This is a genomic window from Plantibacter sp. VKM Ac-2885 (assembly GCF_015351205.1).
GTDB lineage: Bacteria > Actinomycetota > Actinomycetes > Actinomycetales > Microbacteriaceae > Plantibacter > Plantibacter auratus.
This window is the reverse complement of the sequence record NZ_JADKSK010000001.1, coordinates 434,156-461,026: the sequence shown is the minus strand read 5'-3', so window position 1 is coordinate 461,026 and position 26,871 is coordinate 434,156. Positions and strand designations below refer to the sequence as shown.

General features: G+C 69.2%; 29 protein-coding genes. 18 read left to right on the top strand and 11 right to left on the bottom strand.

Features of this window, described 5'->3' with window-relative positions; translation table 11 throughout:
* Positions 1–100: 100 nt before the first annotated feature.
* From ITJ66_RS02170 to ITJ66_RS02155, 4 genes are all read right to left on the bottom strand, one after another.
* Entirely contained in the window at positions 101–2,068 is a 1,968-nt protein-coding gene (locus ITJ66_RS02170; RefSeq protein ID WP_137242735.1) for a glycoside hydrolase family 127 protein, read from the bottom strand.
* 2 nt (positions 2,069–2,070) lie between these two features.
* A complete protein-coding gene (locus ITJ66_RS02165; RefSeq protein ID WP_307783524.1) occupies positions 2,071–2,994 on the bottom strand; it encodes a carbohydrate ABC transporter permease in 924 nt (307 codons plus the stop codon).
* Positions 2,995–2,996: 2 nt separating this feature from the next.
* Positions 2,997–3,914, bottom strand: coding sequence for a carbohydrate ABC transporter permease (locus ITJ66_RS02160; RefSeq protein ID WP_137242736.1), 918 nt, complete (start codon positions 3,912–3,914; stop codon positions 2,997–2,999).
* A 77-nt stretch (positions 3,915–3,991) separates the two neighbouring features.
* The gene (locus ITJ66_RS02155) at positions 3,992–5,287 is read right to left on the bottom strand and encodes a sugar ABC transporter substrate-binding protein (RefSeq protein WP_137242737.1); all 1,296 of its coding nucleotides are present in this window, start codon (positions 5,285–5,287) and stop codon (positions 3,992–3,994) included.
* Positions 5,288–5,453: 166 nt separating this feature from the next.
* Between ITJ66_RS02155 and ITJ66_RS02150 the strand changes: the two genes are divergently transcribed.
* The gene (locus tag ITJ66_RS02150; RefSeq protein WP_137242738.1) at positions 5,454–6,500 is read left to right on the top strand and encodes a LacI family DNA-binding transcriptional regulator; all 1,047 of its coding nucleotides are present in this window, start codon (positions 5,454–5,456) and stop codon (positions 6,498–6,500) included.
* Positions 6,501–6,570: 70 nt separating this feature from the next.
* Positions 6,571–6,840 carry a hypothetical protein gene (locus ITJ66_RS02145; protein WP_194643130.1) on the top strand — a complete coding sequence of 90 codons (270 nt, stop codon included), beginning with the start codon at positions 6,571–6,573 and terminating at the stop codon, positions 6,838–6,840.
* 29 nt (positions 6,841–6,869) lie between these two features.
* Here ITJ66_RS02145 and ITJ66_RS02140 read toward each other — a convergent pair whose 3' ends face one another.
* On the bottom strand, positions 6,870–7,469 hold the full coding sequence (locus tag ITJ66_RS02140) for a hypothetical protein (protein WP_194643129.1): 600 nt from the start codon (positions 7,467–7,469) through the stop codon (positions 6,870–6,872).
* A 73-nt stretch (positions 7,470–7,542) separates the two neighbouring features.
* Between ITJ66_RS02140 and ITJ66_RS02135 the strand changes: the two genes are divergently transcribed.
* Positions 7,543–7,857 (top strand): hypothetical protein, encoded by a 315-nt coding sequence (locus ITJ66_RS02135; protein ID WP_137242740.1) that lies wholly within the window; start codon positions 7,543–7,545, stop codon positions 7,855–7,857.
* Here ITJ66_RS02135 and ITJ66_RS02130 read toward each other — a convergent pair.
* Complete coding sequence (locus ITJ66_RS02130; protein WP_161578578.1) at positions 7,854–8,420, bottom strand: TetR family transcriptional regulator; 567 nt, start codon at positions 8,418–8,420, stop codon at positions 7,854–7,856. The genes ITJ66_RS02135 and ITJ66_RS02130 overlap by 4 nt on opposite strands.
* 100 nt (positions 8,421–8,520) lie before the next feature.
* On the opposite strand from ITJ66_RS02130, the gene ITJ66_RS02125 reads away from it, so the two are divergent.
* Positions 8,521–9,636, top strand: a complete 1,116-nt coding sequence (locus ITJ66_RS02125) for a zinc-binding alcohol dehydrogenase family protein (protein ID WP_194643128.1) — start codon at positions 8,521–8,523, stop codon at positions 9,634–9,636.
* A gap of 25 nt (positions 9,637–9,661) precedes the next feature.
* On the opposite strand, the gene ITJ66_RS02120 is transcribed toward ITJ66_RS02125, so the two are convergent.
* The gene (locus ITJ66_RS02120) at positions 9,662–10,246 is read right to left on the bottom strand and encodes an NADPH-dependent FMN reductase (RefSeq protein WP_137242743.1); all 585 of its coding nucleotides are present in this window, start codon (positions 10,244–10,246) and stop codon (positions 9,662–9,664) included.
* A 174-nt stretch (positions 10,247–10,420) separates the two neighbouring features.
* On the opposite strand from ITJ66_RS02120, the gene ITJ66_RS02115 reads away from it, so the two are divergent.
* The 3 genes from ITJ66_RS02115 (at position 10,421) to ITJ66_RS20080 (ending at position 12,253) form a co-directional block, all read left to right on the top strand.
* Positions 10,421–10,768: a type II toxin-antitoxin system RelE/ParE family toxin gene (locus ITJ66_RS02115; RefSeq protein ID WP_370582541.1), complete on the top strand. Its 348-nt coding sequence runs from the start codon at positions 10,421–10,423 to the stop codon at positions 10,766–10,768.
* Between the two features lie 5 nt (positions 10,769–10,773).
* Complete coding sequence (locus tag ITJ66_RS02110) at positions 10,774–11,079, top strand: helix-turn-helix domain-containing protein (protein WP_071261530.1); 306 nt, start codon at positions 10,774–10,776, stop codon at positions 11,077–11,079.
* Positions 11,080–11,164: 85 nt separating this feature from the next.
* Positions 11,165–12,253, top strand: a complete 1,089-nt coding sequence (locus ITJ66_RS20080) for a GrpB family protein (protein ID WP_370582540.1) — start codon at positions 11,165–11,167, stop codon at positions 12,251–12,253.
* 51 nt (positions 12,254–12,304) lie between these two features.
* Here the strand turns inward: ITJ66_RS20080 and ITJ66_RS02100 are convergent, their stop codons facing one another.
* Entirely contained in the window at positions 12,305–13,579 is a 1,275-nt protein-coding gene (locus tag ITJ66_RS02100; RefSeq protein ID WP_191940086.1) for a threonine/serine exporter ThrE family protein, read from the bottom strand.
* A 50-nt stretch (positions 13,580–13,629) separates the two neighbouring features.
* Complete coding sequence (locus tag ITJ66_RS02095) at positions 13,630–13,836, bottom strand: hypothetical protein (RefSeq protein ID WP_191940085.1); 207 nt, start codon at positions 13,834–13,836, stop codon at positions 13,630–13,632.
* Between the two features lie 143 nt (positions 13,837–13,979).
* On the opposite strand from ITJ66_RS02095, the gene ITJ66_RS02090 reads away from it, so the two are divergent.
* Together ITJ66_RS02090 and ITJ66_RS02085 are read left to right on the top strand one after the other, a co-directional pair.
* On the top strand, positions 13,980–14,192 hold the full coding sequence (locus ITJ66_RS02090; RefSeq protein ID WP_191940084.1) for a DUF2945 domain-containing protein: 213 nt from the start codon (positions 13,980–13,982) through the stop codon (positions 14,190–14,192).
* Positions 14,193–14,261: 69 nt separating this feature from the next.
* The gene (locus tag ITJ66_RS02085; protein ID WP_194643126.1) at positions 14,262–15,170 is read left to right on the top strand and encodes a cation diffusion facilitator family transporter; all 909 of its coding nucleotides are present in this window, start codon (positions 14,262–14,264) and stop codon (positions 15,168–15,170) included.
* A 69-nt stretch (positions 15,171–15,239) separates the two neighbouring features.
* On the opposite strand, the gene ITJ66_RS02080 is transcribed toward ITJ66_RS02085, so the two are convergent.
* Together ITJ66_RS02080 and ITJ66_RS02075 are read right to left on the bottom strand one after the other, a co-directional pair.
* Positions 15,240–15,443: a hypothetical protein gene (locus tag ITJ66_RS02080; protein ID WP_124768057.1), complete on the bottom strand. Its 204-nt coding sequence runs from the start codon at positions 15,441–15,443 to the stop codon at positions 15,240–15,242.
* 160 nt (positions 15,444–15,603) lie between these two features.
* Entirely contained in the window at positions 15,604–16,158 is a 555-nt protein-coding gene (locus ITJ66_RS02075; RefSeq protein ID WP_194643125.1) for a GNAT family N-acetyltransferase, read from the bottom strand.
* A gap of 53 nt (positions 16,159–16,211) precedes the next feature.
* On the opposite strand from ITJ66_RS02075, the gene ITJ66_RS02070 reads away from it, so the two are divergent.
* The 9 genes from ITJ66_RS02070 (at position 16,212) to ITJ66_RS02030 (ending at position 26,615) form a co-directional block, all read left to right on the top strand.
* On the top strand, positions 16,212–16,499 hold the full coding sequence (locus ITJ66_RS02070) for a hypothetical protein (protein WP_191940082.1): 288 nt from the start codon (positions 16,212–16,214) through the stop codon (positions 16,497–16,499).
* Positions 16,500–16,561: 62 nt separating this feature from the next.
* Positions 16,562–17,290 carry an alpha/beta fold hydrolase gene (locus ITJ66_RS02065; protein WP_194643124.1) on the top strand — a complete coding sequence of 243 codons (729 nt, stop codon included), beginning with the start codon at positions 16,562–16,564 and terminating at the stop codon, positions 17,288–17,290.
* A gap of 436 nt (positions 17,291–17,726) precedes the next feature.
* On the top strand, positions 17,727–19,079 hold the full coding sequence (locus ITJ66_RS02060; protein ID WP_085511293.1) for a cytosine permease: 1,353 nt from the start codon (positions 17,727–17,729) through the stop codon (positions 19,077–19,079).
* A gap of 81 nt (positions 19,080–19,160) precedes the next feature.
* Positions 19,161–20,714, top strand: coding sequence for a hydantoinase/oxoprolinase N-terminal domain-containing protein (locus tag ITJ66_RS02055; RefSeq protein WP_086472672.1), 1,554 nt, complete (start codon positions 19,161–19,163; stop codon positions 20,712–20,714).
* Positions 20,711–21,805, top strand: a complete 1,095-nt coding sequence (locus ITJ66_RS02050) for a DUF917 domain-containing protein (protein WP_194643123.1) — start codon at positions 20,711–20,713, stop codon at positions 21,803–21,805. Before ITJ66_RS02055 ends, ITJ66_RS02050 begins: the two co-directional genes overlap by 4 nt.
* The gene (locus tag ITJ66_RS02045) at positions 21,802–22,962 is read left to right on the top strand and encodes a DUF917 domain-containing protein (RefSeq protein WP_194643122.1); all 1,161 of its coding nucleotides are present in this window, start codon (positions 21,802–21,804) and stop codon (positions 22,960–22,962) included. Before ITJ66_RS02050 ends, ITJ66_RS02045 begins: the two co-directional genes overlap by 4 nt.
* A 39-nt stretch (positions 22,963–23,001) precedes the next feature.
* On the top strand, positions 23,002–24,045 hold the full coding sequence (locus ITJ66_RS02040) for a YhcG family protein (protein ID WP_194643120.1): 1,044 nt from the start codon (positions 23,002–23,004) through the stop codon (positions 24,043–24,045).
* A 9-nt stretch (positions 24,046–24,054) separates the two neighbouring features.
* Entirely contained in the window at positions 24,055–25,110 is a 1,056-nt protein-coding gene (locus tag ITJ66_RS02035; protein WP_194643118.1) for a DUF917 domain-containing protein, read from the top strand.
* Positions 25,107–26,615, top strand: a complete 1,509-nt coding sequence (locus tag ITJ66_RS02030) for a CdaR family transcriptional regulator (protein WP_137242756.1) — start codon at positions 25,107–25,109, stop codon at positions 26,613–26,615. Before ITJ66_RS02035 ends, ITJ66_RS02030 begins: the two co-directional genes overlap by 4 nt.
* Positions 26,616–26,871 lie beyond the last annotated feature (256 nt).

The following is a 26,871-nucleotide window of genomic DNA, read 5'->3' as shown; positions in this document are numbered from 1 at the left end:
GAAATCGGATGACAGCACGACGAAAGCGCCCGACACCATACCGAAAGTCCAGCTGTTCCGGTGTGGTGTCGGGCGTTCAACGGCGCTCCGCGGGCGTCGGTCAGCTCCGCGTCGTGGGGATCCAGACGCGCATCGTCGACGGACCGCGCTCCGCCCAGGAGTGGTACGGGGCGATGCTCGCGGTGAACGGATCGGCGTCACCCGGGGCGTCGAACCCGTCCGCGTACGGCCAGGCGGCGTCCACGACCGGGCGGGTCCGGAGCACGACCGTCAGGCGCCCGTCGGACGCCTCCTCGATGTCCGCGTGCTCGTCGATCTCGACGCGGGCGAGCGACTCGTCGCCACCCGGAAGGTCGACCGACTCGACGCAGTAGACCTCGGGGCCGCGCTCGATCGCGACGGTGCCACGGATCGCGTCCACGCGCGGGTCGGGGTGCGTCACCCGAGGCCGGATGCTGAAGGACAGCTCGACGACGTCGCCGGCGGAGAACGCGCGGGTGACGTCCGCGTACCCGGTCGGGACCTCATGCTCGTCGCGGGAGCCCGAGGCCGTCTGCACCACGAGCCGGGCGTCGTCCGCCCAGGACGGGACGCGCAGCGACACCGTGAGTGCCTGGGTGGGAGCCTCGACGATCCGAAGCGAGACCACCCCGGTGCGCGGGTACTCCGTCACCAGCTCGGCCCGGAACCGGCCGCCGTGCTCACCGCCGACGACGGTGTCGATCGTGGCGGAGGCGAACTGATGGATCTGCACGCCGTGGTCGTCGGTCGTCGCGATGAAGGCCGCGAGGCTCGCGAGCGTGCGGGCGACGTTCGGCGGGCAGCAGGAGACGTCGAACCAGGGCGCGCGCTCCGACGACGACGCCCGGGGCGACACCTCGTCGTCCGGGCTCGACTCCCCGGGCGTCCGCTGGTGCAGCGTGTTGGCGTAGAAGAACGCGGTGCCGGCGGCTGACGGCGACGTCGCCACGACGTTGTACAGCACTCGCTCGATGTGGTCCGCGTACCGGACGTCGCGGTCCTCGAGGAGGAGCCGCCAGCTGAACATGATGGAGGCGATGCCGGCGCAGGTCTCGGAGTACGCGCGATCGGACGGCAACTCGAAGTCCTCACCGAAGGCCTCGTCCTGGTGGTGCGACCCCTGGCCACCGGTCAGGTAGGTGCGCCGGGCGATCGTGCGGTCCCACTGGCCGCGGAGCGCGTCGAGCAGCCCGGTGTCCCCGTGTTCGACCGCGATGTCGGTCGCACCGGCGGCGAGGTAGTTCGCCCGGACAGCGTGTCCCCGCAGCGCCTCGGCGTCGCGGATCGGGAGGTCGTCCTGGAAATAGGCGCGCCCCCACTCGATGTCCTGGAGGACCCCGTGGCCACGACGTTCCACGAACAGCGACGCGAGGTCGAGGTACCGCGACTCCCCCGTCACGCGGGAGAGCTCGGCCAGACCGACCTCGACCTCGGCGTGCCCGCACACGGACTGGATGCCGTCTGCGCCGAACACCTCGCAGATGAGGTCGGCGGCACGCGTCGCGATGCCGAGCAGGCCGTCGTCGGCACCGGGACTCGTGCGCGCTCGCGCCACCGCCGCCTGGAACAGGTGACCGAGGCAGTAGAGCTCGTGGCCCCACTCGAGGTCCGACCAGCGCGCGCCCTGGCCGGGCCGGCCGAAGCGGGTGTTGAGGTACCCGTCGGACTCCTGTGCGGCGGCGACGCGGTCCACGACGCTGCGGAACCGGGATTCGAGCGCGTCGTCACCGCCCCGTCGCCCGATCTCCCAGGCCACGGCCTCGAGGTACTTGTAGACCTCGGAGTCGGCGAACTCGCGACCCCGGCGACCCTCCGGCAGGGTGCCGGCGGCGGCCAGGTCGAAGTTGCGGATCCAGCCCTCCCGCTCCAGCCAGTGCTCGACGTGCGCGAGGGTCGCGGTGCCGTTCACGCGCTGGCGGTCCGCCCAGAACCCCTCGGTGATGCCGACCTCGTCGAGCCCGAGCGGGGTGAGCGCACCGGTGGTGGGGACGACCGGGGCCATGCTGGTCCCCGTGCCCGTTGCTGTGGTCCTGATGGTGGTGCTCATGGTTACCCCTTGAATGCGCCGGACATGAAGCCGCGCACGTAGTGACGTTGGAGGATGAGGAAGAGGAGGATGCACGGCAACGCGAGGACGACGACGCCGGCCTCGGTCGCGCCGTAGTCCACGACGCCCTGGACCTGGCCGCGCAGGTTGGAGACGGCGAGCGGCAGGGTCATCTTCGCGGAGTCGTTGATGAGGATCAGCGGCGCCATGAAGTCGTTCCAGGCGGCGAGGAACGCGAACAGTCCCACGGTGATGAGGCCGGGCTTGACCGCCGGGACGAGCACCTTCCAGAGCACGGTCCAGGAGTTGCAGCCGTCGACCATCGCCGCCTCGTCGAGCTCCTTCGGGATCGACTCGAAGGCGATCCGCATCATGAAGGTCGAGAACGGCAGCTGGAACATGGTGAGCACGAGCGCCACCCCGACGAGCGAGTTGGAGAGACCGACCAGGTTGAGGAGCACGTAGAGCGGGATGAGCAGCGTGGCGTACGGGACCATGAGGATCGCGATGGTGGCGAGGAACAGGGCGTTCTTGCCGCGGAACTGGAACCTCGCGAAGGCGTACCCGCCGAAGAGCGAGATGACGAGCGTGAGGATCACGGTCAGCAGCGAGACGAACACCGAGTTGCCGATGTATTGCAGGATGCCGTCCTGGTACCCGGCGAGGGTGATGTAGTTGCCGAGCCCCCACCCCTCGGTCTGGTTCGTACCGGCAAGCGGAGACACCGAGCGGACGGCGGTCCAGACGAGCGGGTAGAGGAAGATCACGGCGAGCGCCGCGGTGAAGATCCAGAACGGCATCCGGATGGCGATACCGAAGAAGTTCGTCGGCTTCCCGTCCCGTCCGCGGCCGCGAGTGCGTCCGTGACCACGGACGTCGGGCATCGTCGAGGTGACGGTGGCCGGTTCCTTTCGGGTGATGGTCATGCTCAGTCCTCGACCTTCTTGCTGAACGCGCGGATCTGCACGATGTTGATGACGATGAGCGCGGCGAGCACGATGACCGACAGCGCGCCGGCGACGCCGAGGTTGTTCGGGCCCTGGAACGCCACGTTGTAGATGAGCTGGACGATGGTGATGGTGCTGTTGTCGGGACCGCCCTTGGTGAGGATGTAGAACTGCTCGAACGCGAGGAGCGAGCCGGTGACGCACATCACCGTGGTGAGGGCGAGGGTCGGCTTCAGCAGCGGGACGGTGATGTCGCGGAAGGTCTGCCAACGCGACGCGCCGTCGATGCGGGCGGCCTCGTAGACCTCCTCCGGGATGCCCTGCAGCCCGACGAGCATGAGCAGCATGTAGAAGCCGGCGAAACGCCAGACGATGAGGAAGACCGTCGACCAGAGCGCCGCGTCCGGGGTCCCGAGGAAGGTGAAGCCCATCGCCTTGGTGAGGTCCGCGAACGGGCCGGCGATCGGCGAGTACAGCACGTAGAACAGGAGCGACGCCGAGGCGAGGCCGAGCGCGCTCGGGATGAGGAAGGCGGTGCGGAGGAAGCCCTTCCATCGGCTGGACTCCTGGACGAGGAGCGCGAGGCCGAGCCCCAGGCCGATGAGGAGGACCGTCGCGATGACGGTGTACTTCAGCGTGAAGACGACCGAGTCGAGGAAGAAGCGGTTGTCGATCGCCTTCGGGAAGTTCTCGGGGAAGTTCACACCCTGGTTGCCGCCGAGGAGCGGCCAGTCGGACCCCGCCATCTGGAAGACGAGCCCGAGCGGGACGAGGAAGAGGAGGATGACGAAGACGGCGGTCGGGAGCGCGAACAGCCAGCCGGTACGGGCCTGCGCGGCGCGGCGCTTCCTGGCACCGACCGAGTCCGTCGGGCCTCGTCTGGCGAGGGTGGTACTCATGGGTGGGACCTTTCGAACGGGTGGGTGCCGATGCGCCGTCGCGATGGGGGGATCACGGCGGCGCACCGGCGGTCGGACTACTGCGAGAGCACGTCCGTGATGGCGTCGTTGTCGGCGTCGACGGAGTCGGTGCCCTCGAGTACCGCGTTGCGCACGAGCGTCAGCCAGGGGCTGGTCGGCGAGTTGAAGGCCTCCTGGAAGTTCAACGAGTACGGGGTGTCACCCTTCGATGCGACCTCGTTGATCGTGACCAGGCGCGGGTCCTTGCTCGAGTACTCGTTCTCCGCGAGGTCGGAGCGGGAGACCACGTCGTTGTCCTTTGCGAGAACACCGACCTGGGCGTCCTCGGACATCAGCCAGCTGAGGAAGTTCCACGACTGCGCGGCCTTCTTGCTGTCCTTGGAGACACCGATGCCGTCGCCACCGACGAAGGTCGAGTCGCCGCCCTTCGGCCCCGGGATGCCGGACACGCCGACGTCGAACGGGGTCGAGGAGAGGAGCGTCGCCGGGTAGGGCATGACGCCGACCTTGCCCTCGGTGAAGCCGGCGGTCCAGGTGGGTCCGGCCTCGTCCTTCGAGGAGGGGAGCACGGCGCCCGACTTCCACAGATCGGCCCACGTGCTGTAGACCTCCTTCGCGCCGTCCTCGGCGAGGAGCGACTCGGTGCCGTCCTCGTTCATGACCTGCTCACCGTCGGCCCACACACTGGGGAACCAGGTGAAGACGAGGCAGCCGCCGCAGTTGAGGCCCGTGGCGGTGCCGTAGGTGTCCGGCTTGTTGAGCGCCTGCACGGCTTTGGCGTCCTCGGCGAACTCGGCGAGGGTCGTCGGACCCTGCTCGGGGTCGAGGCCCGCCTCCTTGTAGAGTTCCTTGTTCCAGAAGAGCATCGAGAGGTCGAGGACGAAGGGGAGGACGTGTTCCTTACCGTCCGCGGTGCCGGCGGCGAGGTGGCCCTGGTTGATCTCGTCCTTGAAGTCGAGCCCGTCGATGTTCGCGGTGAGGTCCTGGAAGAGGCCCTGTTCGACCCAGTTCGGGACGTACACGATGTCGGCGGCGAACAGGTCGGGGAGGCTGTCGGAGCCGGCCGCCGCACCGACCTTCGCGACGTAGTCGTCGTTCGGGACGACGGTGAGCTTCACCTGGTTCTCGTGCGAGGCGTTGTAGGCCTCCACGAGGAGCTTCGCCTGCTTCTCGAGTGGGGCGCGGGTCCAGAGCGTGAGCTCCGAGCCGTCGTCGACGCCCTCGGGTCCGGCGCTGGCGAGCGGGGCGCTCCCACCGCCGCTGGACGAACAGGCGGCGAGGCCGAGGAGCAGGGCGCTGGCCGCCAACACCCCTCCGACCCGCTGCTTGCGTGTGATGTGCGTGCTGCGCATGTGTGACTCCTCTGACTCTTCGTTGAGCGGACCGGTCGGGTCCGGCGGTGCTTCGGGAGAGGTTTCGAAACTGTCGAAAACCCTTTCGGTAAAGCTAGCCTGGGATCAGAGTAGCGTCAAGAGGAATATCCGGTAACGTTTCCGAAAGATGAAGAGGGGGCGTTTCATGCCAGACAACGATGTTTCGGCGACGACCGGGATCGCTGCCGGTCGGGCGGCGACCCTCGGTGACGTCGCGCGCATCGCGGGCGTCTCGATCGCCACGGCGTCGAAGGCGATCAACGGGCGGAGCGAGGTCGCGCCGAAGACCCGACAGCGCGTGCTCGATGCCGCGAAGTCCGTCTCGTTCACCCCGAACGAACTCGCCCGGAGCCTCATCAACGGCCGGACGGGCACCGTCGGCCTCCTCACGAGCGACCTCGAAGGCCGGTTCGTGATCCCCATCCTCATGGGCGCCGAGGACGCGTTCGGCGCAGGCCAGGTGAACGTGTTCCTCTGCGACGCCCGCGGCGACGCGATCCGCGAGCAGCACCACCTCAACGCGCTGCTCACCCGGCGCGTCGACGGCATCATCGTCGTGGGTCGCAGCACCGACCCACGGCCCTCGCTCGGCCACAAGCTGCCCGTCCCCGTCGTCTACGCGTACGCACCGTCCGACGATCCGACGGACGTGTCCATCACCCCCGACAACCGCGACGGCGGGCGCCTCGCCGTCGAGCACCTGATCGCCTGCGGGCGCTCCCGCATCGCGATGATCACGGGTGAGCCGCAGTACGCGGCTGCCAGGGACCGCGTGACGGGCGTGCAGAACGCCCTCGCGGCGGCGGGACTGGAGCTCGTCGGCTCGCCGATGTTCTCGGAGTGGACCGAGCACTGGGGTCGCGATGCGGCGGCGATGCTGCTCGCACAGCACCCGGAGATCGACGGCATCGTCGCCGGTTCCGACCAGATCGCCCGCGGCGTGCTCGACACCGTCCGCGACCTCGGGCGCGACGTCCCGAGCGACGTCGCGGTCGTCAGCTTCGACAATTGGGAGATCCTGGCCACCAACTCGCGCCCGGAGCTGTCGTCGATCGACGCCAACCTGCAACAGCTCGGCCGGCTCGCCGCCACCCGCATCTTCGAGGCGATCGAGGGCACGGAGGTCGCGCAGGGGGTCGAATACCTGCCGGGCCGCCTCGTCCTCCGCGGTTCCACGATCCCGAGGCGCTGAAGTCCGGTCGGACGCCGATACTCGCCGCGCGGGTAATGCGACAGCCGTCGGACATCGCTACGGTCGAGCCATGGACAGCTCAACCGTCATCATGATCGTGGTCCTCGCCGCCGTCGCGGTCATCGTCTTCACGATCACCGTGCAGGCCAGACGACGTAGCGGCGGGTCGAAGCATCGCGGTGGTACGACCTCGGACTCCGGCATGCCGTTCATCGTCGATGGTGACGGTCACCATGGAGGCGGCCACCACGGCGGAAGCGACTCCGGCGGTTGGGACGGTGGCGGTGGCGGCGACTCCGGCGGCGGCGGAGACGGGGGCGGTGGGGGCGGCGGAGACTGACCGGTCGACTCCGTGATCACCTCGGCTGATCAGCGGCGTCGCTGCTGCTTCGAGCGGCGCTTCGGCTTCGTGCGCGGCTTGCGCTTCGATGGCGGCACAACCGCGTCCCCCTCGCCCGAGCGCTTCCGGCGCGAGACGTCGACGCCGCCTTCCGGTCCACCGATCCACATCGGCACCCCACTCACCCAGCCTGCGACGAAGAACAGCACCCCGCCGACGACCAGGCCGGCGACCCCGACGACCTGCCAGATCGCCTCGTCATAGATCACGGGCCCCACGGCCTGACCGTCGAAGAGCAGATGGAACCCGTTGTTCACGACGACGACGAGCAGCGTCAGCCACCCCACACCGAACACCGTGCCGGCCACCCACCCCCATGAGGCGATCGCCAACCCGCCCAAGACGGCGGCCGCAGCGACGGGTACGCCGAACGCCACGAACAGGACGATCGCGACCCAGGACTCGGCACTGTCGCCGCCGATGGCGGCCAAGACGATCGCGACGACGACGAGCAGCACCACGGAGGCGATGAGCGCGCCAGTCCACGTCGTGATGCGCCGTCGACTCATCCGGTACGGGTTGGTGGTGGGATCGCGGTGCTCCTGCGAGCCCGACTGCTGCTTCGACATGCCCTCATCCTCGACCATCGGACGCCGCTCCATCGATCGACCTCGTGGCACGGCGTCGCGATAGCCTCGCTGCATGGGGGAATCGCGAGGCACACGAGCGCGCCCGGGCGCGACCCAGGCCCGAGGCTGGCTGACCCTGTCCTGGTGCGCATCAGTCTTGGCCGCGGCGTTCCTGGGGGCAGGCGTCGTGAGCATCTCGACCTACGCGTCGTTCCTCGACTTCCCGCAGGACGATCCCGGCTGGATCAGCCACCACGACTGGCTCGCCTCCACCGGCACGGCTGCACTGATCATCGGCGCCGCGCTCGCGGTCTGCAGCGCGGTGGCGTTCATCCTGTGGCAGGTCGGGCTCCCCGAGCAGCAGACGCGGAGCCGGGATCGGCCCTAGCGACCCGCGAGGTCGCCGAGTCGGGCGCGCATCGCGCGGAGCACGTCGACGAGGAGCACGTCGTCCGGTCCGGCGAGCCACTGCTCGAGGGAGGCGTCGAAGAGTGCCGAACCGATGGACGCTGCGAGCGCCGCGTCGGCTGACGTGACACCACTCTCCATGAGGGCATCGCGCATCGCGTCGGTGAGGACCGCCGACTTCAACCGTTCCCGCTCGCGCAGCTGCGGTTCCGACCGGATGACAGCGCGGCGGGCGGCGATGTCGTCCCGCCAGCACTGCAGCTCACCGGCGGCCACGGTCTCGAGGCCGGACATCACCAGGGCGAGCGGGTCGAGCCCTGCTGGCGCCGCGGCGACCAGCCGTCCCACCACCGTCGGGAGCTCGCGCTCGCGGAGGAAGAGCACATCGCGCTTGTCGGCGAAGTGACGGAAGAATGTGCGGGTGGTGAGCCCGGCGGCTTCGGCGATCTCCGGGACGGTCGTCGCCGTGAAGCCCCGCTCGGCGAACAGCGCCATCGCAGCGCTCTCGAGTCGGAGAGCGGCGTCGGGTGCCCAGCGTGCCATGCGATCAGGATAGCCGATGACACGTCGTGTCGTCAGGTGTAGAGTGATGGCACACCGTGTCATCATCGCTACGCCAATCCGCAACACCCTTGGAGGCCTCATGCCGACGAACACCGCAGCCTGGCTGCCAGCACCCCGCGCGGACCTCGTCGTCGGTCCCGCTGCGATGCACGAACCCGGCCCGGGTGAACTCCTCATCCGGAACCGTGCGGTCGCGGTGAATCCGCTCGACGACGTCAAGCAGCAGACCGGGAACCTCATGTACCGGTGGCTCCCCTCGCCCGCCGTGCTCGGTGAGGACGTCGCGGGCGAGGTCGTGGCCGTCGGGCCGGACGTCCGTCGCTTCGCCGTGGGCGACCGCGTCGTGGCCTACGCGGTCGGCATGGAGCGCGGTCGGCGCCATGACGCCGAGGGCGGGTTCCAGCAGTTCACCGTCGTGCGGGCGGACCTCGCTGCCCCGATCCCGGACGGTCTGCGTGACGAGGACGCGGTCGTCCTGCCGCTCGGGATCTCCACGGCCGCGACCGCTCTCTTCCAACGCGACCACCTCGCGCTCCCCCACCCCTCGGAGCACCCCACCCCCACCGGGACGACCGTCGTCGTCTGGGGCGGCGCCACGAGCGTCGGGAGCAACGCCATCCAGCTCGCGGTCGCCTCCGGCCACCGGGTCGCGACCACCGCCTCGCCGCACAACCACGACCGGATGCGCGAGCTCGGTGCAGACCTCGTGTTCGACTACCGCAGCCCGACCGTCGTGGCGGATCTGGTCAGCGCCCTCCGCGGCTCCTCGGTCGTCGGCGTCCTCGCCGTCGGGACCGGCTCCGCAGAGCCCGCCGTCGCCGTCGCTTCCGCCACCGGGGCACGCCGCGTCGCACTCGCGAGCCCGTCGGTGTCGTTCGGGTCACTGCCTCGTCGGGCCGGCCCGAGTCTGACGTTCGTCCGCACCATGACCCGGCTCGTGGCGGCCAACGTCGCGCTCCAGATCCGAGCCCGTCGGGCGGGGATCTCGGCGCGGTACGTGTGGGGCAGCTCGCTCATGACCAACGAGGTCGGGCCGATGCTGTGGGAGGACTACCTGCCGGGCGCGCTCGCCGGCGGACGACACGTCTGCGCGCCAGCCCCCGAGTTGGTCGGCGAAGGCCTCGAAGCGATCCAGCCGGCCCTCGACCGACTCCACGGCGGCGTCTCAGCCCGCAAGCTCGTCGTGCGGTTGTGAGGCGCGGGACCGTGACGCTCCGCCCTCACACCTCCCAGACCGAGCGGTAGCTCCGCTCGGCGAGGAGCCCCGACAGCTCCGCGTGCACGGTCATCGTCTTGGCGAGACGTTCGGCGCGGTCTGCCCTCAGTACCTCGGGACGTTCCCAGTCCCGCTCCGACAGGTAGGCCGTGTACGGGTTGATGACGCACTTGAAGTCCAGCATGAGCGACTGCCCGAGCGTGGCGGTGGCCATGTAGCTGTGCGGCAGGCCGGCGGCGCAGACGAAGGTCACGACCTTGTCGAACCAGGCGGCGACCCTGCCGTCCTCACCGGTTGCGCCGGTCGCCTCGATGAGCGACTTCACCGTTGCGGCCGGTGCCCAGTTGTAGACCGGGAAGGCGAGGACGACGCCGTCCGCAGCAGTGATCAACGCATGCAGCCGACGGAACGCAGGGCTCTCGAAGACCCGGTCGTTGTCGAACGGCGGCAGTTCCATCTCGGCCAGATCGATGACGGAGGAGTCATGACCTTGCTCGCGCAGCAGCTCGCTGCTCGCCGAAGCGAGGGTCCGGCTCCGACTCGCCGGATCAAGGCTGCAGGAGATCACGGGCAGGTTCAAGGCGGCCATCCCTCTACGCTAACCCGCCTGCCCATGCTCCGACCGCGGCGGGTGTGCGAGGGTGGAGCAGGCTCTCGCCGCAGTCACTCAGTGAAGCCGACCGCCGTCTGGTCCGTCACGCCGCCAGGCGCGGCATGCATTGCACGCAGACCTCGCAGGGTCTAGACTCAACCCTTGTGGAGCGTGGACCTCGAACCGATCCAACATTGGTTGACGTCTCTCGACTCGGATTCCTACGAGCAGGTCATCGGCGCGATCGAGCTGCTCGAGGAGCGCGGCCCTCAACTGGGTCGTCCGATCGTAGACACGGTGAAGGCCTCCAGACACAAGAACATGAAAGAGCTGCGGCCAGGCTCGTCAGGGCGATCCGAACTGAGGATACTGTTCGCCTTCGATCCCAGTCGGCAGGCGATTCTGCTGGTGGCCGGCGACAAAGCCGGCAACTGGAAGTCCTGGTACACGAAGAACATTCCTGTCGCAGACGACTTGTTCGACGCCCACGTACAACGAATGAAGTCCCAAGGAGAGTGAGCATCATGGCTCTGACACGTGAGCAGCTTCTCGCGGAGCGCCCTGTCGACCGCGAACGCGTGGATGCCCACAAAACCCGGATGCTTGGTGAAATCCGAGCGCATCAGCTGCGGGAGCTGCGTGAAGCAATGGGTCTGACGCAGATTCAGCTTGCCGAGCGCATCGGTGTCGGACAGCGCCAGGTCTCCAAGATCGAGCATGGAGACCTCGACAACGCGAAGATCGGCACGATCCGGAAGTACCTCGAGGCCGTCGGCGGCGGCTTGGTCATCGAGTACGTCTCTGGCGACCAGCGCGTCCAGGTCGCCTAACGGAGGAGGCCCCAGCGCTTCGCCTCCCAATCGCCGTAACCGGCGACACCCCACGGTGGGCCCGGCGGGTCTGCAAGGGTGGAGCATGCTCTCGACGCAGTCCCTCAGTGAAGCCGACCGCCGTCTCGTCGCCTCGTGGGCCGCCAATTGCGCCGAACGGGTACTGCCGCTGTTCGAAGCCGAGGCCCCGGACGACGATCGTCCACGCGACGCGATCGCCCGTGCGCGGGCGTTCGCAGCCGGTGACCTCGACACCGCCGGGGAGATCCGCCGACGCTTCGTCGCCAACCGAGCGTCGCAGGTGGTGTCCTCACCCGCAGCCAAAGCCGCCGCGTGGTCGGCCGGGCAGGCAGCAGGTGTCGCGCACATGGGAGCCCACGCGCTCGGCGCCGCCGCCTACGCGGCGAAAGCCGCCGAGCTGCATCAGGCCGGAGCCGGCGCGGCCGAGATCACCTGGCAGCTCGACCACCTGAGCGACGCGGTCCGGTCGGCACTCCGCCTCCTGCCGGCACTCGGCACCGATCCGTCAGGGCCGCTCGGCAGCGGACTGCTGGCATCGGGAGCGCTCGGCGACAACATCCGCGCCATCCAGAGCGGCTTGCGCCGACGTCCCCGCCGCCCGGACGTCACGACGCTCGAGCTGGTCGGAGGCCCCGAGCCGGTCCGGATCGAGCTGCACGACGCCGACCCGGAGTGGCCCGAACGGTACCGGGAGCACCGGCAGCGGATCATCGACGCCCTCGGAACGAGCGCGGGCGGGTCCAGTGCCGCCGCGATCGAGCACATCGGCTCGACCTCGGTGCCCGGACTCGCGGCGAAGCCGATCGTCGACATCGTGGTCGCCGTGGAGGACATCACGGCGGAGGAGGACTACCTCGACCCCCTGCTCACCGCCGGCTACGTGCTGCGCGTCCGTGAGCCCCGCCATCGGATGGTGCGGACGCCGGAGCGCGACGTCCACGTGCACCTCTACGAGCAGGGCGCACCGGAGATCGACGAGTACCTCCTCCTCCGCGACCACCTGCGTTCCGACGCCGACGACCGCGCGCTGTACGAGCGCACCAAGCGGGAGCTGCTCGGGAGGTCCTGGGACGACATGAACGACTACGCCGACGCGAAGACCGAGGTCATCCTCGCGATCAAGGCGCGGGCGCGGGCAGCACTGAACCGCTGAGTCGCCTGAATCTGCACGAATTCGGCGCGGTTTCGGACCATTCCGGGCGACTCAGGGACGGGCGGTCGCACGCACCGGCGGGATGACGACCCCCGTCAGGACCGCCGCCGTCTTGACGCCGACGCAGAGGCTGATGAAGACCGTCAGCGCCGCCGTGACCGCTGAGCCTTCGAGCGTCGCGAGCGACACCAGTCCCACGGTGCCCGGCACGAGCATGAGCAGGGCCGGCTGGAACGTGACATTGGACGGCACCGCCGCCGAATACCGCTCGACGATGCGAGCGACCACGAACACGAGCCCGGCGGTGAGCCCCGTCGCGACCGCGTTCCCCACGAGCGGGGCGAACAGGACGATGCCCGCATAGGTCAGCGCCATCACGCAGATCGTCAGCAGCGTCAGGGAGCGGCCCGAGCCGAACGCGATCCCGATCCCGGCCGCGAGCATCACGACGCCGATCCAGGTGAACCACAGCGGCGGGACCGACTCCCACCCGACGAGATCCGAGCTCCCGCGGACCACCTGACCGACGAGCGCCGTCGAGTCGGGGTCGATCGACAGGCCGGTGAGCAGCGCCCCGGCCGAGATGCCGGCCGCCATGAAGGCGAGCACGATGAGTCCGTACATCAGGCGTGCCGAGCCCGTCACGATGTCCGTCGCGGTCAACTCCAGCAGGGCGTTGGTGATGAGCGCGCCGGGCACGAGGATCGCGATCGGCGCGCAGACGGCGAACAACGGCACGGGGCCGAGATCCATCGCCGATGCGAGCGTCCCGACGAGCGTCGTCGAGACGAACGCCGTCACGAACGGGGCGATCGCGACCGCTCCCCGCCACCGCGCCAGCAGGGTGATGACGAGGCCGACGAAGGCACCGACGAGCATGGATGCGACGATCGCCCACCATGGGCAGCGGAACAGCAGTGCGAGCCCTCCCGCGAGCAGCAGGTTCCCGACCACCCAGTGCATCGACGCATGCGGGCGCGGCGTCTCCCGGATCGACTGGATACGGGCCGGCAGATCACCGACCGGCCAGTGTCCGAGCTCGAGTTCGCGCATGAGCCGGTTCGCCCGCGCCGCGCCCCGGAACGACAGCTCGCCGTGCGTGTTGCCGGCCGCGAGCACCGCGCCGGTGCGCACGTCGTTCACGATGATGAGCTGCGGCAGCACCGAGAAGGCCAGGCCCTCGTCGCCCGATGCGACCGTGGCGCGCTCCAGGGAGTCGCGGACGTCGGTGACGGAGGTGCCGGCATCGAGGAGCAGGCAGCCGAGCGCACTGTAGGCGTGCGCAGCGGTTCTGCGGTGCTCATCGGTCGCGGCGTCATCACTCATCCCGCCAACGGTACGCGAGATTCGAGGGGTGCCCGCGGCTGCCGTGCGCCTCAGCGGCGGTTGCGGAGGGCGACGGCTCCTGCCACACCGAAGTACAGGCCGGCGAGGATCGGGACGATGACGATCCACCAGAAATGGAAGCCGAAGTCGCCGTGGGCGTTCGCGATGGCGACCGGGATGAGCGCCACCCCGAGTACGACTCCCACGATGCCGATGCCGAGCGCGAGTCGGGGTCTTCCCGGAGTGAACGAGGCCATGGGGACACGCTATGCCCGCGGAGCCCCTGGACCTCGGGGGATATCCCCTGCGCTCGCGCGGCGCAAGCGCTTGTCCGGCCGCCGACACGCTGGCATCGTCGCTGTCACGTCGCGCGCGCGGCGTTGAGCGCCGAGGAGGCAGCATGGCAGACGTACGAGTGGGTGACCGCGTGTCGTGGGGCACCTCGCAGGGGCGGACGCAGGGGAAGGTCGTCGAGCGGAAGACCGCGGACTTCCAGTTCGACGACCAGCACTTCACGGCGTCGAAGGACGAGCCCGCGTTCATCGTGGAGTCCGAGAAGACCGGCGCGAAGGCCGCACATAAGGGCTCCGCGCTACGCGTCCTGAAATCCTGAGGCCCGGACCGCGGTCGTCCGGATGTCCGGGCGTACGCGGCGCACTCCGGCTGGGCGTAGCGTTGGCGCATGACCGTCGTGATCGCCTTCCTGGCCAACGTCATCGTCGCCATCGCCAAGTCCATCGTCGCCGCGCTCACCGGGTCGGCGTCGATGCTGGCTGAGGCCGCGCACTCGTGGGCCGACGCGGGGAACGAGATCTTCCTCCTCATCGCCGACAAACGGGCCGACAAGCAACGCGACGCCGCACATCCGCTCGGCTACGGCCGTGACGCGTACATCTTCTCGCTGTTCGCCGCCTTCGGGATCTTCACCGTCGGTGCGGTCGTCTCGATCCAGCACGGTATCCAGAGCCTCACCGCACCGGAGGCGATGGAGAACTACGCCCTCAGCTACCTCGTGTTGGGCGTCGCCTTCCTCCTGGAGGGGTTCTCCTTCACCCAGTCGATCCTCGAGGGTCGGCGCACGGCGAAGAAGTACGGCCGCGGCTTCTTCGACTACATCGTTAACGGCTCCAACACGACGCTCCGCTCGGTGTTCTTCGAGGACTCCGCAGCACTGCTCGGCCTCATCATCGCCGGGGCCGGCATCGGCCTCCACCAGGTGACCGGCGACCCGGTGTGTGATGCGATCGGCTCGATCGCGATCGGCGTCCTGCTCGGCGGGGTCGCGCTGCTGCTCATCAACCGCAACCGGCGCTATCTCCTCGGGGCCTCGCCGAGCCCCGCCTACCGCGCGCAGACGATCACCGCGCTCCTGACGCACCCGGAGATCGAGCGGGTCACGGCGCTGTACCTCGAGTTCAGCGGGCCGGAACGCCTCTTCCTCGTCGCGTCGGTCGACCTCGTCGGCGACGACCGCGAGAACGACGTCGCGCGTCAGCTCCGCCGACTCGAAGGCGACCTCGAGCAGGACGACCTCATCGGCAAGGCCGTGCTCACGCTCTCGGTGAGCGACGAGCCGTCGATCACCGTCTGAGCCTTGACCTGCCCAAAACTGCTCGAAATTCTTGGATTTCCGTGCAGTGTCGGGCGACTCAGTGCCGGCTCACGCCATGCAGGGAGCCCACTCCTGGTTGGACAGTTCCCGCTGCTCGTTCTCGGTCTGGAGGAGCCAACCGGTCTTCGTCGCGCCTCGGTACTGTCCGCTCACGAGGTCGGCACACCAGGAGCGACCGTCGAAGGCCCACCGGACGAAACTCGCCTCGCTCCCCTTGCGCAGGAGCGGGCGTTCGCGTTCTACCTGACTCATGTGTTCCATCTCGACCGTGGCTGACATATCTTCCAACCGTATCGAGGAACGTCTCCGGTGAACAGACTGCTTGCGTTTCGCGGCCGGTTGACCGAAAATACCCGGTCGCGCCCGGAAGCGGCGTCCTTCGAGACGCTCGGAGATCGGGTGCAGCGGTGGTTCAGCCCACGAACACGCGGAGCGCCTCGTCGCTGAGCGCCCGGTCGGCGAACACGAGGCGCACGGCATCGGGATCCGGGTTGCCCGCGTCGGGGCCACGCCAGACGACCTCCAACCCCGCGCGTTCGGCAGCCCGTCGTGATCCCTCGTTGTGCTCCAGGAGGAACGCCACCACGGGCAGATCCGGTGCCGACGCCGATGCCGCGGCTCGCGCGGCCGCGATGAGCTCCTGCGCATATCCGCGCCCCCAGTCCGCGGGCGCCAGACGGTAGTAGAGGTTCCAGGCGAGCCCACCACGCAGGCTCGGGCCGCCGATGCCGACCAATGCACCCGTCGCGGTGTCGCGCGCCACCCACACGTCGAGACCGTTCGCCTCCCAGCCGGCCTGGTACCGCTCGATCAGGTCACGGGTCTCGGCGAGCGCCACGTGTCGGGCGGACGGCAGGTGCGTCCAGACCGCGGGGTCGGCATGGAGCTCGTGGAGCTCCGGCAGATCGCGCTCGGTGGGACGCGTGAGCGTCAGTCGTTCCGTCAGGGTCGGCGGCGCGTCGGTCATGCCTTCCATTCTGCTCTCTGGTCGGCGGCTGCCCCACTCGATACCCTGAGCCCATGGCTGCGAAGAACGAACCGATCTCGGCGCGCGCGTGCGCGATCCTCAGTATCGCCATCGCCGCGTTCTCCATCTACCTCGTCGCCGCGACGGCGAGAGACGGCGGGTCATGGACGTTCTCGGTGCTCGCCTGCTTCGTGCCGCTGCTGTTCGCCGCCCAGGGCATCAGGATGAGTCGCCAACCCGGCGCCCCCTGGCCCACCTTCAGCCTCATCGGATCGATCGTCGGCGCAGCACTCGGACTCGTGTCCTTCGCCGCGTTCGCCTGGTTGCTCGTGCGCTCCTGAGTACAGCGACGCAGCGCGGCGTCGCCGCGTAGAGTCGTCACCAGCGCCGACGGAGGAGGGCCATGCGACTGCACGTCGAGGAACGCGGGCACGGACCGGTCCGGATCGCCCTCATCCACGGGTTCCTGGCCGACGGAGCCGCCTGGACCGACGTCGTCGCAGCGTCCGACCCGGAGCGGTACACGTTCCTGCTCGTCGACCTGCGCGGTCACGGCTCCAGCCCACGCGCCGATCGGACCCGGGGCGAGCGCTACGACATCGCCTCACTCGCGGCCGACCTCGTCGACACGCTGCCGACCGGCCTCGACGCGATCGTGGGCCACTCCCTCGGCGGGCGGCTCCTCATCGACATCGTGGGGCCGCTCCACCCGGCGCACGCGATCTACCTCGATCCCGGGTTCGGGCTGAAACTCCCCGGTCGCGGTCTCGGAGCCCGCCTGTTCTGGGCGATCCCAGGACTGCCGCGGCTCTTGGCCTGGCTGTACGACCGCACGGACCCCGCGACGGGGCCCGCGAACGTCGCGCTCGCCGAGGCCGCGCATGCCGCGTGGGACCGGTCGATGATCGCGGAGGTGCTGCAGGACGTCGCAGCGAACCCGGTCACGCCGTCGGCACCGATCGTCCCCTCGACGCTGGTGCTGTCGGACGACGCGAAGCTCGTCCTTCCGAGAGCCGACGTCGAGCGCTACGAACGGTTCGGCTGGACCGTCACGCGGTTCCCGGGGATCCGCCACGACATGGCGGCGCTCGACGGGGCACGGACCTTCGAGGTGATCCAGGCCTCGCTCTGAGCCGGCCCAGGGACCGAAACCAACCAAGCCGCCTTCCTCGGACACTGAGCTTGTCGAAGTGCACACGGAGGACACCCCCTTCGACAGGCTCAGGGACCAGGTGGGTCACTCAGCGACCGAAACCAACCAAGCCGCCTTCCTCGGTCACTGAGCTTGTCGAAGTGCACACGGAGGACACCCCCTTCGACAGGCTCAGGGACCGGGTGGGTCGCTCAGGGACCGGGTGGGTCGCTCAGGGACCGGGTGGGTCGCCCAGGGACCAGGTGGGTCGCCCAGGGACCAGGTGGGTCACTCAGCGACCTGGTGAGACGGGGTGCCTGTGCAGAGTGCTGATATCGCGCGCGGATTCCTGCATCATGCACATTCTGCTGCGGGCGGGCCGTCGGTAACGTTGCCGCCACCCGCACCGCTCCCTCCCCCACTTCTGGAGACCAGCATGGCTCGCATGGCACACGCAGACGACTTCGCCCTGTCCCGCGTCCGTCCCGACGCACAGAAGCCCTGGTTCGGCATCGCCGTCCAACGCTTCGGACAGGTGTCGGCCCTGTCCCAGTTCCTCCTCGGCGCCACCCTCGGCTACAGCATGACCTTCGGCGAGGCGTTCCTCGCCCTGCTCCTCGGCTCGATCATCCTCGAGGTGATCATGTGCATCGTCGGCATCATCGGCCAGAAGGAGGGCCTCAACACCGCGCTCCTCGCCCGCTGGACCGGCTTCGGCGAGATCGGCGCGTCCCTGGTCGGACTCGCGATCGGCATCAGCCTCATCGGCTGGTTCGGCATCCAGAGCGCGATCTCCGCCGAGTCGCTCGACGCCCTCCTGCCCGGCTTCATGCCGGTGTGGGCCTGGAGCCTCATCTTCGGCCTCGCCGTCACCGCCATCGTCGCCTACGGGTTCAAGGGCATGCAGTGGCTCGCGAACATCACCGTCCCGCTGTTCCTCATCCTCGTCGGCTGGTCGATCATCAGCGAACTCACCCAGCACGACTTCATGGAACTCGTCACCGGCCCGGCACCCGGCCCCACCATGAGCGTCTGGGCCGGCACCGGCATCGTCGCGGGCGGCCTCATCGTCGGCGCCATCATCACCGCCGACATGACCCGCTTCAACCGGTCCCGCGCCGACGTCATCAAGCAGACCGTCGTCGGCGTCTCGCTCGGTGAGTTCGTCATCGGCCTCTCCGGGGTCCTGCTCGCCCACGCCGCAGCCTCGGGCAACGTCGTCGCGATCGTCACGTCGTCGGTCGGCCTCATCGGCCTCATCATCGTCATCACAGGGACGCTCAAGATCAACGACTGGAACCTGTACTCGTCGACGCTCGGGCTGGTCAACTTCATCTCGACCGCGTTCGGCAAGAACCTCAACCGCGTGACCACCACCATCGTGCTCGGTGTGGTCGGCTCCATCCTCGCGGCGGTCGGCATCCTCGGTCAGTTCTCCGGATTCCTCATCATCCTCGGCGTCGCTTTCCCGCCCATCGCCGGCATCATGGTCGCCGAGTACTTCATCGTGAAGCGCTGGCGCGGTGAGCTCGACGAGACGCGCGCCTCGGGCCGCCTGCCCACGACCGCCCCGCGCATCGTCCCGGCGACCATCATCATCTGGGCCGTGTCCGCGATCACCGGCTACTTCGTCACCTGGGGCATCCCCGCCGTCCTGTCGCTCATCCTCTCGATGGTGCTGTACATCGCCGCCGGCAAGCTCGGCCTGGTCCGCGGTGTCGGCGTCGCCCACACCTCGCAGATCGAGGCGGACGTGACGACGGACAGCCCCGCCACCGCCTCGAGCTGACCCGCGGGACGCCCGTTCCATCCCGTCAGACCGTTCCAACGCACACCGCTCCACCGCACCAACAGAAAGCGAACCCCTCATATGCACATCGGTATCGATGTCGGCGGCACCAACACCGACGCCGTGCTCATGGACGGCACCACCACCCTGGCGGCCGTCAAGCACGCGACCACCCCGGACGTGACCGACGGGATCGTCCAGGCGATCGGCGAACTGCGGAGCGGACACCACTTCGACGGTGAGCAGATCACCGCGGTGATGATCGGCACGACGCACTTCATCAACGCCCTCGTGCAGGCCAAGCGGCTCGCACCCACCGCGGCGCTGCGGCTCGGGCTCCCGGCGACCCGCGCACTGCCGCCGCTCGTCGACTGGCCGGCGGAGCTCGTCGAGGCGATCAGCGCACGCAGCTACCTCGCGCACGGCGGCTACGAGTTCGACGGACGCCCCATCTCGCCGATCGACCCCGACGAGCTGCGGGCACACGCCGAGGACATGCGCGCGAACGGCATCCGCTCGGTCGCGATCTCCTCCGTCTTCAGCCCCGTCAACCACGACCTCGAGGTCGAGGCGGCGCGGATCGTCGGCGAGGTCCTCGGCCCGGACGTCGCCATCTCGCTCTCGCACGAGATCGGGCGCATCGGCCTTCTGGAGCGCGAGAACGCGACGATCATCAACGCAGCCCTGCGCGAGCTCGCGTCGGAGATCGTCGACGGCCTGACCGCCGCCGTCCGGAAGCAGGGCATCGAGGCGCCCATCTTCCTCAGCCAGAACGACGGCACGCTCATGGACGAGGACTACGTGCGCCTCTACCCCGTCGCGACGTTCGCCTCCGGCCCCACCAACTCGATGCGCGGGGCGGCACTCACGAGCGGACTCGCGACGTGCGCGGTCGTCGACATCGGCGGCACCACGGCGGACATCGGCCTGCTCATCAACGGCTTCCCCCGCGAGACGGCGAACGAGGTCAAGGTCGCCGGCATCCGTACCAACTTCCGCATGCCCGACGTCCTGTCCATCGGCATCGGCGGCGGCAGCATCGTCGACGAGGAGACCGCCGAGGTCGGCCCGGCGTCCGTCGGGTACAAGCTCATGACCGAGGCCCTCGTCTTCGGCGGCAGCACCCTCACGGCGACGGACATCGCCGTGGCCGCCGGTCGCGCGTCGATCGGTGACGCCTCGAAGGTCGCCCACCTCGACCCGGTCTTCGTGGAGCGCGTCCTCGAGCGGATCGGCGAACGCATCGCCGAGGCCGTCGACCGCATGCGCACCTCCCCAGAGCCGATCCCCGTGGTCGCGGTCGGCGGCGGGTCGATCCTGCTCTCAGACGAACTCCCCATCTTCGGCGCCGTCCACCGGCCCGACAACTATGCCGTGGCGAATGCCATCGGTGCTTCCATCGCGCAGGTCGGGGGCGAGATCGACAAGGTCTACGCCATCGAACCCGGCCGGCGTGAGGAGGCGATCGCCGAGGTCCGTGCCGAGGCGATCGACAAGGCGATCGCGGCCGGCGCCTCCCCCGCGTCGGTCGCGATCGTCGATTTCGACGAGGTCCCGATCCCCTATCTCCCCGGGAACGCCACGCGCATCCGGGTGAAGGCCGTCGGCGACCTCGACATGGGAGGCCTCCGATGAGCTGGACCATCTCGGCCGAGCTCATCCCCGGCCTCGCCCGCGGTGCGGCCGTCCTCGGGACCGGCGGTGGCGGTGACCCGTACATCGGCGCACTGCTCGCCGCGCAGGCGCTCCGCGAGCACGGCGACGTCACCGTCGTCACCCTCGACGAGGTCCCCGACGACGCGCTCGTCCTCACCGTCGCGATGATGGGCGCCCCGACCGTCATGGTCGAGAAGCTGCCGAGCCTCACCGAGGTCGTCGCACCGGTCCACGCCCTCAGTGCCTCCCTCGGTCGCCCGGTCACGCACATCGCGTGCGCCGAGGTCGGCGGTGTGAACTCGACCATCCCGATCGCCGCAGCCGCAGCGCTCGGACTCCCCCTCATCGACGCCGACGGGATGGGGCGGGCCTTCCCCGAGCTGCAGATGGTGCTCCCGACCCTGTACGGCATCGACGCCTCCCCGCTCGCGTTCAGCGACGAGAAGGGCAACACCGGCGTCCTCACGACCGTCGACAACAGCTGGACGGAACGCATCGCCCGCGTCGCCTGTGTCGAGATGGGCTGCTCGGTCATGATCTCCGGCTTCCCGATGTCCGGCGCGCAGGCCCGCGAGGCGCTCGTCGCCGACTCGCTGTCGCTGTGCCGCGAGATCGGCGACGGCATCGAAGCGGCCCGAGCCGAGAAGGCCGATCCCGTGGAGCGGACCGTGCAGCTGCTCGGCGGTCGCGAGCTGTTCTCCGGCAAGGTCATCGACGTCGAGCGCGCGACCACCACCGGGTTCGCCCGAGGTCGCGCTCGGATCGACGGCGTCGACGCGAGCCTGGAGCTGTCGTTCCAGAACGAGCACCTCATGGCGGCGCTCGACGGTGTCACCCTCGTGACGACGCCCGACCTCATCATGGTGCTCGAGCACGACTCGGGCGAGCCCATCACCACCGAGGGGCTCCGCTACGGACAGCGCGTCCGCGTGATCTCGGCGCCGAGCGACGACCGCTGGCACAGTCCTGAGGCGCTGGCTATGGTCGGGCCGGGGTACTTCGGGTACGAGGTGCCGTCCCACCGCTTCGACGGCACGGCCGAGACGCCTGCGCCGGAGGTCGCCGCATGAGCTGGACGCTGACCGCGGACGACCTGCCCGACCTCGCCCGAGGCGCCACCCTCCTCGGGACCGGCGGCGGAGGCGACCCCTACATCGGCATGATGCTCGTGAAGCAGGTGCTCGGCGACCGCTCCATCACGATCCTCGACCCCGACGACCTCGCCGACGACCTCTTCGTCATCCCCACCGCGCAGATGGGCGCTCCGACGGTCATGGTCGAGAAGATCCCGGCCGGGTTCGAACCGACACTCGCCCTGCGGACGCTCGAGGAGCACCTCGGGCGCACCGCCGACGCGACCATGCCGATCGAGTGCGGTGGCATCAACTCGATGATCCCGCTCATCGTGGCCGCCGAGACCGGGCTGCCGGTCGTCGACGCCGACGGCATGGGCCGGGCCTTCCCGGAGCTCTCCATGGAGACCTTCGCGGTGTACGGCGTGCATGGGTCGCCGCTCGCCATCGCCGGGGAACGCGGCGAGCGCGTGATCATCGACACCGGCGACGACGACCGACAGATGGAGTGGTTGGCGCGCGGCATCGCGATCCGTCTCGGCGGCGTCGCCCACATCGCCGAGTACGCGATGAGCGGGGCGGACGTGCGTCGCACCGCGGTGCCGCGGACGATCTCGATGGCGCTGGACCTCGGCCGGGCGATCCGGGTCGCGCGCGAGGAGCACCGTTCACCGTTCGCCGCCATCGCCGACACGCTCTCCACGACGCTCTACTCCCACGTGCGGGAGCTGTTCGTCGGGAAGGTGGCCGACGTGGAGCGTCGCACCACCGAGGGCTTCGCCAAGGGCACGGCCGTCATCTGGTCGGCCGACCCGTCGAGCTCCGAACGCCTCGAGATCTCGTTCCAGAACGAGAACCTCATCGCCCGGTGGAACGGCGAGGTCGTCGCGATCGTGCCGGACCTCATCTGCATCGTCGACCACGAGACCGCCGAGCCGATCACGACCGAAGGCCTCCGCTACGGGCAGCGCGTCCGGGTGCTCGGCATCTCGACGCCTGCCCTCATGCGCACCCCGGACGCACTGCGCGCCTTCGGACCGACCGCGTTCGGGCTGACGGAGCCGTTCGTCCCGGTGGAGGGCGAGGCAGTGGCTGCGGAAGCCGCGGATGCGTTCGCGTTGGCTACGGAGGGCGTTGCCGGAAACCACGGTTGATCGACAGCTCTGCCAACCTGCCGCATCTAACATATAAGAATGGTCGACGAGCTGACTCCTGAGACGTATGCGGCCGCGTTCGAGGACGTGAAACGACACGTCCACTCCGCACGCCTGCGCCTGCAGAGACAGACGAACACCGAGCTGTTGCAGCTCTGGTGGCATATCGGTAACACGCTTCGAGCACGACAGGCTGAAGAGGCTTGGGGCTCGAACGTGCTGTCGAGGCTTGCCGCTGACCTGCGCGCCGAGTTCCCTTCGATGAAGGGTTTCTCTCCGGCGAATATGCGCTACATGCGTCGCTTTTCTGACGCATGGCCTGACCCATCGGCAATTCGCCAACGGCCCGTTGGCGAATTGCCCTGGGGCCATGTGATCGAGCTCCTCGACAAGCTCGACGACCAGACGCTCCGCGACTGGTACGCGGCTAAAGACGTGCACCACGGGTGGAGCCGATCCGTATTGGCACACCAGATCACGACGCGGCTGCATGAGCGGGAGTCAGCAGCCCCTACGAACTTCTCGAGAACCCTCCAGCGGCCCGATGCTGACCAGGCACAGGAGATCACGAAGGATCCGTACGCGCTGCAATTCCTCGCCGTCGACAGCGACATCTCCGAGCGGAACCTCGAGGAGCAGATGGTGAACCGCATCTTGGAGACGATGCGCGAGCTCGGCCCAGGGTTCGCATTCGTCGGCCGCCAGGTGCACTTCGAGATCGAAGGCGACGACTTCTACGTCGATCTGTTGTTCTTCCACGTCGAGCAGCTGCGCTATGTCGTCATCGAGCTCAAGACCACGAAGTTCGACCCACGCGACGCCGGCCAGATCGGGTTCTACGTCTCGGTCGTCGAAGATCGGCTGCGCATTCCAGGCAAACACCAACCGACCGTCGGAATTCTCCTGGTCGCCAGCAAGAACGACACCGTCGTCCGGTATGCGCTGGCATCCGCAACGAATCCCGTCGCGGTCAGCAGATATGAGCTCACTGAAGACGCTCAACGTGCTCTTCCAGACGAGAGCATCATCACCCGGGCGTTCACCGACGAGCTCGTTCGCGACACCAGGGACTCCCGAGCCTAGGCTGAGGGCATGCCGACCCTCCTCGAGCACGATCGCCTCTCCGCCCTGGCGACGGGGTTCGCGATCCTGGGCTCGGGAGGTGGCGGCGCGACGACGATGCTCGAGCTGGCGCTCCGCGACGAGCGCGCCTGGCCGTTCGACCTCCACAGCGTCGACGACCTCGACCCGGAGACCCCGTGTCTCGCCGTCGGCTTCGTCGGTTCCACGATGCTGCTCAGTGAGCGCCTGCCCGGCACGGATCCGTTCGGGCGGCTGATCGGGGCCGCGGAGCGCTGGCTCGGACACCGCATCCCGGCCATCTGCTCGCTGGAGGGTGGTGGGGTCAACGGACTCACCCCCTTCGCATTCGCCGCGGGGCGGACCATCGTCGACGCGGATCTGACCGGACGCGCCGTCCCCTCGCTCGACCAGATGTCGATCCTCGTGGACGAGGTGCCGGGCATCGTCGTCACGTGCGACACCGGTGCCGGCGGGGTCGCCCTCGTCGAGACCGAGCGGGCCCTCGACATCGAACGCGTCGTCCGCGCGGCGATCGTGCAGGCCGGCGGTAGCGGCGGCATGGTGTTCGCGGGCTTCACCGTCGGCGACCTCCGCGCGCACGCCATCGTCGGGAACGCCGCTCGGGCACTCGAGCTGGGCGGAGCGTTCCTCGCGCGGATCGACGGCCCGTTGACCGCCCTGGCCGAGTCGCTGGGTGGACGGCTCCTCGCGGAGGGACGGGTCAGCAGCATCGAGCCGGACTCCCGGGACCCGCACGTGCTCACCTTCGGGATCGACGGGAGCAGTGGCGCGCTGCACCGTCTCGTCGCCCGCTCCGAGACGCTCGCGTTCATGACCGACGGACGACTCGAAGCCGCCGCGCCGGACCTCATCGTCGTGGTCGACGCGGTCTCCCGGGACATCCTCGAGGTCACCGCGATCTCGATGGCGAGACACGTCGCCGTCATCCGGGTCGACGGTCCGGACTGGTGGTCCGGCTCCCCGGAGCGACTCCGCCACGTGCTCCCGTCCGCCTACGGCCTGGACGAGCTCGACGAGGTCCGAACCGACGAGGTCCCGGCATGAGCGATCGCCTGCAGTTGGGTGCGCTCCTCGTCCACCCCGACAACGGCGGCGTGCGGCTCATCGCCGGCCCGGCCGACGCCAACTGGGCCGGCGTCGTGGTCGAGACGAACGAGGCGGCCCTCCCCGAGGACGGCGCCGGACGACTGGCCGTGGTGACCGGAGCCCCACCCACGAGGCCGTGGCAGCAGGACGCACTCGTCCGTCGCACCCGGGATCGTGGCTTCCTCGCCCTGGCGATCCCGGAGGCCGACGGCTTCGGCGCGGGGACGCGCGCGCTCGCCGACCGACTCGGCTTCTCGCTCCTGCACGTCGACCGACCGATGCTGCTCGCGAAGGCGTGCTGGCAGCTCGTCGAGGCCCGCGACTCCCTGACCCTCGGGTACGTCCGCAAGGTCGCGCAGTCCATCGAGTACCACGCCGAGGGCCTGGCCGACCTCCTCCGCCACCTCTCGACGAGCATCGGCCACGGGATCGCCCTCATCGACAGTGAGGGCGTCCTGCTCGAGGCCGGCGGGCGGTTGCCGTCCGAGGTGCACGCGGCGATCGACTTCGGCCCCTGGGTCGACCTGACGAAGGCCGGGCGCGGCGCGGCGGCATCGGTCCGGGTGGACAGCCCGAGTCGGGAGGGCCTCCGGGTCGCGTTCTTCGGGGACGGACTCGACGACCGACAGCTGAGTGCGCTCGCGGTCGCCGCCGAAGTCGCCATGCCCGCCGTCGCGGCGCGGATCCTCATCGACGAGGTCGCCGAGGTCAGTGACGCGTCCGTGTCGTCCGGCGTCCTGCGGGACTTCGTGGACCTCCGAGGCCGCCCCGATCCGGACGTCGAACGCCGGATGCTCGAGCGGGGCTGGCGGACGACCGGCTACCACCTCGCGTTCCGCATCGTCGGCCGGAGCCGGGTCGACGCCCTACAACTCCTCCGCTTCGTCACCGGTGCGCTCGGTCGGATCGCCGTGGACTCCCACGCGACGACGAGCGGCCGCGGTGTGAGCGGTTGGCTGACCTTCGCCGAACCGCCGGAGCCACCGCAGGTCGAGCGGTACATCGCCGCTCTCCGCGACCTGCACGTCGAGGCGCGGCGCTCGTTCAACGTCGCGACGGCCGTCGGGTCGCTGGCGAGCGGATCGGCGGGCCTGACGTCGTCACTCGGGGAGGCGTCCGACGCGGTGCGCATCGCCGCGAACCGGTCCACGACGGGCTGGTTCGTGCGGGTCGACGGCCTCGGCCTGGAACAGCTCCTGCTCGCCTGGACCGGCAACGACACCTTCGTCCCGGCGGCGCGGTCGCTCCTCGCACCGTTGCAGACCGGCAACGGTGAACTGCTGACGACGCTGTCCGCCTACCTCGACCACGAGTCCGCGGTCGCGCCGACGGCCGCCGCACTCGGACTGCACCGCAACACCGTCGCGACGCGGATCACCCGCGCGCAGGAGCTCCTCGGCGTCGACATGGCGGACCCGGAGGTGCGCCTCGCGCTCCACCTCGCCTGCCGCGCCGTGCGGTGAGGAAGCGCTGAGGCACCCTGGTCACTGAGCTTGTCGAAGTGCGCCCTTCGACAAGCTGAGGGACCGAAAACCGTTCGAGACACCTTCCCCGGTCACTGAGCCGCCCCCGGTCACTGAGCCTGTCGAAGTGCACACGGACAACCCCGCCCTTCGACAAGCTCAGGGACCGGAAAGGGAGCTCAGGGACCGAAACCCGTTCGAGACACCTTCCCCGGTCACTGAGCCTGTCGAAGTGCACACGGACAACCCCGCCCTT

Coding starts and splice junctions, on each gene's coding strand:
- ITJ66_RS02170 (WP_137242735.1), bottom strand. CDS start 2,068: ATGAGCACCACCATCAGGACCACAGCAACGGGCACGGGGACCAGCATG.
- ITJ66_RS02165 (WP_307783524.1), bottom strand. CDS start 2,994: ATGACCATCACCCGAAAGGAACCGGCCACCGTCACCTCGACGATGCCC.
- ITJ66_RS02160 (WP_137242736.1), bottom strand. CDS start 3,914: ATGAGTACCACCCTCGCCAGACGAGGCCCGACGGACTCGGTCGGTGCC.
- ITJ66_RS02155 (WP_137242737.1), bottom strand. CDS start 5,287: ATGCGCAGCACGCACATCACACGCAAGCAGCGGGTCGGAGGGGTGTTG.
- ITJ66_RS02150 (WP_137242738.1), top strand. CDS start 5,454: ATGCCAGACAACGATGTTTCGGCGACGACCGGGATCGCTGCCGGTCGG.
- ITJ66_RS02145 (WP_194643130.1), top strand. CDS start 6,571: ATGGACAGCTCAACCGTCATCATGATCGTGGTCCTCGCCGCCGTCGCG.
- ITJ66_RS02140 (WP_194643129.1), bottom strand. CDS start 7,469: ATGTCGAAGCAGCAGTCGGGCTCGCAGGAGCACCGCGATCCCACCACC.
- ITJ66_RS02135 (WP_137242740.1), top strand. CDS start 7,543: ATGGGGGAATCGCGAGGCACACGAGCGCGCCCGGGCGCGACCCAGGCC.
- ITJ66_RS02130 (WP_161578578.1), bottom strand. CDS start 8,420: ATGGCACGCTGGGCACCCGACGCCGCTCTCCGACTCGAGAGCGCTGCG.
- ITJ66_RS02125 (WP_194643128.1), top strand. CDS start 8,521: ATGCCGACGAACACCGCAGCCTGGCTGCCAGCACCCCGCGCGGACCTC.
- ITJ66_RS02120 (WP_137242743.1), bottom strand. CDS start 10,246: ATGGCCGCCTTGAACCTGCCCGTGATCTCCTGCAGCCTTGATCCGGCG.
- ITJ66_RS02110 (WP_071261530.1), top strand. CDS start 10,774: ATGGCTCTGACACGTGAGCAGCTTCTCGCGGAGCGCCCTGTCGACCGC.
- ITJ66_RS20080 (WP_370582540.1), top strand. CDS start 11,165: ATGCTCTCGACGCAGTCCCTCAGTGAAGCCGACCGCCGTCTCGTCGCC.
- ITJ66_RS02100 (WP_191940086.1), bottom strand. CDS start 13,579: ATGAGTGATGACGCCGCGACCGATGAGCACCGCAGAACCGCTGCGCAC.
- ITJ66_RS02095 (WP_191940085.1), bottom strand. CDS start 13,836: ATGGCCTCGTTCACTCCGGGAAGACCCCGACTCGCGCTCGGCATCGGC.
- ITJ66_RS02090 (WP_191940084.1), top strand. CDS start 13,980: ATGGCAGACGTACGAGTGGGTGACCGCGTGTCGTGGGGCACCTCGCAG.
- ITJ66_RS02085 (WP_194643126.1), top strand. CDS start 14,262: ATGACCGTCGTGATCGCCTTCCTGGCCAACGTCATCGTCGCCATCGCC.
- ITJ66_RS02080 (WP_124768057.1), bottom strand. CDS start 15,443: ATGAGTCAGGTAGAACGCGAACGCCCGCTCCTGCGCAAGGGGAGCGAG.
- ITJ66_RS02075 (WP_194643125.1), bottom strand. CDS start 16,158: ATGACCGACGCGCCGCCGACCCTGACGGAACGACTGACGCTCACGCGT.
- ITJ66_RS02070 (WP_191940082.1), top strand. CDS start 16,212: ATGGCTGCGAAGAACGAACCGATCTCGGCGCGCGCGTGCGCGATCCTC.
- ITJ66_RS02065 (WP_194643124.1), top strand. CDS start 16,562: ATGCGACTGCACGTCGAGGAACGCGGGCACGGACCGGTCCGGATCGCC.
- ITJ66_RS02060 (WP_085511293.1), top strand. CDS start 17,727: ATGGCTCGCATGGCACACGCAGACGACTTCGCCCTGTCCCGCGTCCGT.
- ITJ66_RS02055 (WP_086472672.1), top strand. CDS start 19,161: ATGCACATCGGTATCGATGTCGGCGGCACCAACACCGACGCCGTGCTC.
- ITJ66_RS02050 (WP_194643123.1), top strand. CDS start 20,711: ATGAGCTGGACCATCTCGGCCGAGCTCATCCCCGGCCTCGCCCGCGGT.
- ITJ66_RS02045 (WP_194643122.1), top strand. CDS start 21,802: ATGAGCTGGACGCTGACCGCGGACGACCTGCCCGACCTCGCCCGAGGC.
- ITJ66_RS02040 (WP_194643120.1), top strand. CDS start 23,002: ATGGTCGACGAGCTGACTCCTGAGACGTATGCGGCCGCGTTCGAGGAC.
- ITJ66_RS02035 (WP_194643118.1), top strand. CDS start 24,055: ATGCCGACCCTCCTCGAGCACGATCGCCTCTCCGCCCTGGCGACGGGG.
- ITJ66_RS02030 (WP_137242756.1), top strand. CDS start 25,107: ATGAGCGATCGCCTGCAGTTGGGTGCGCTCCTCGTCCACCCCGACAAC.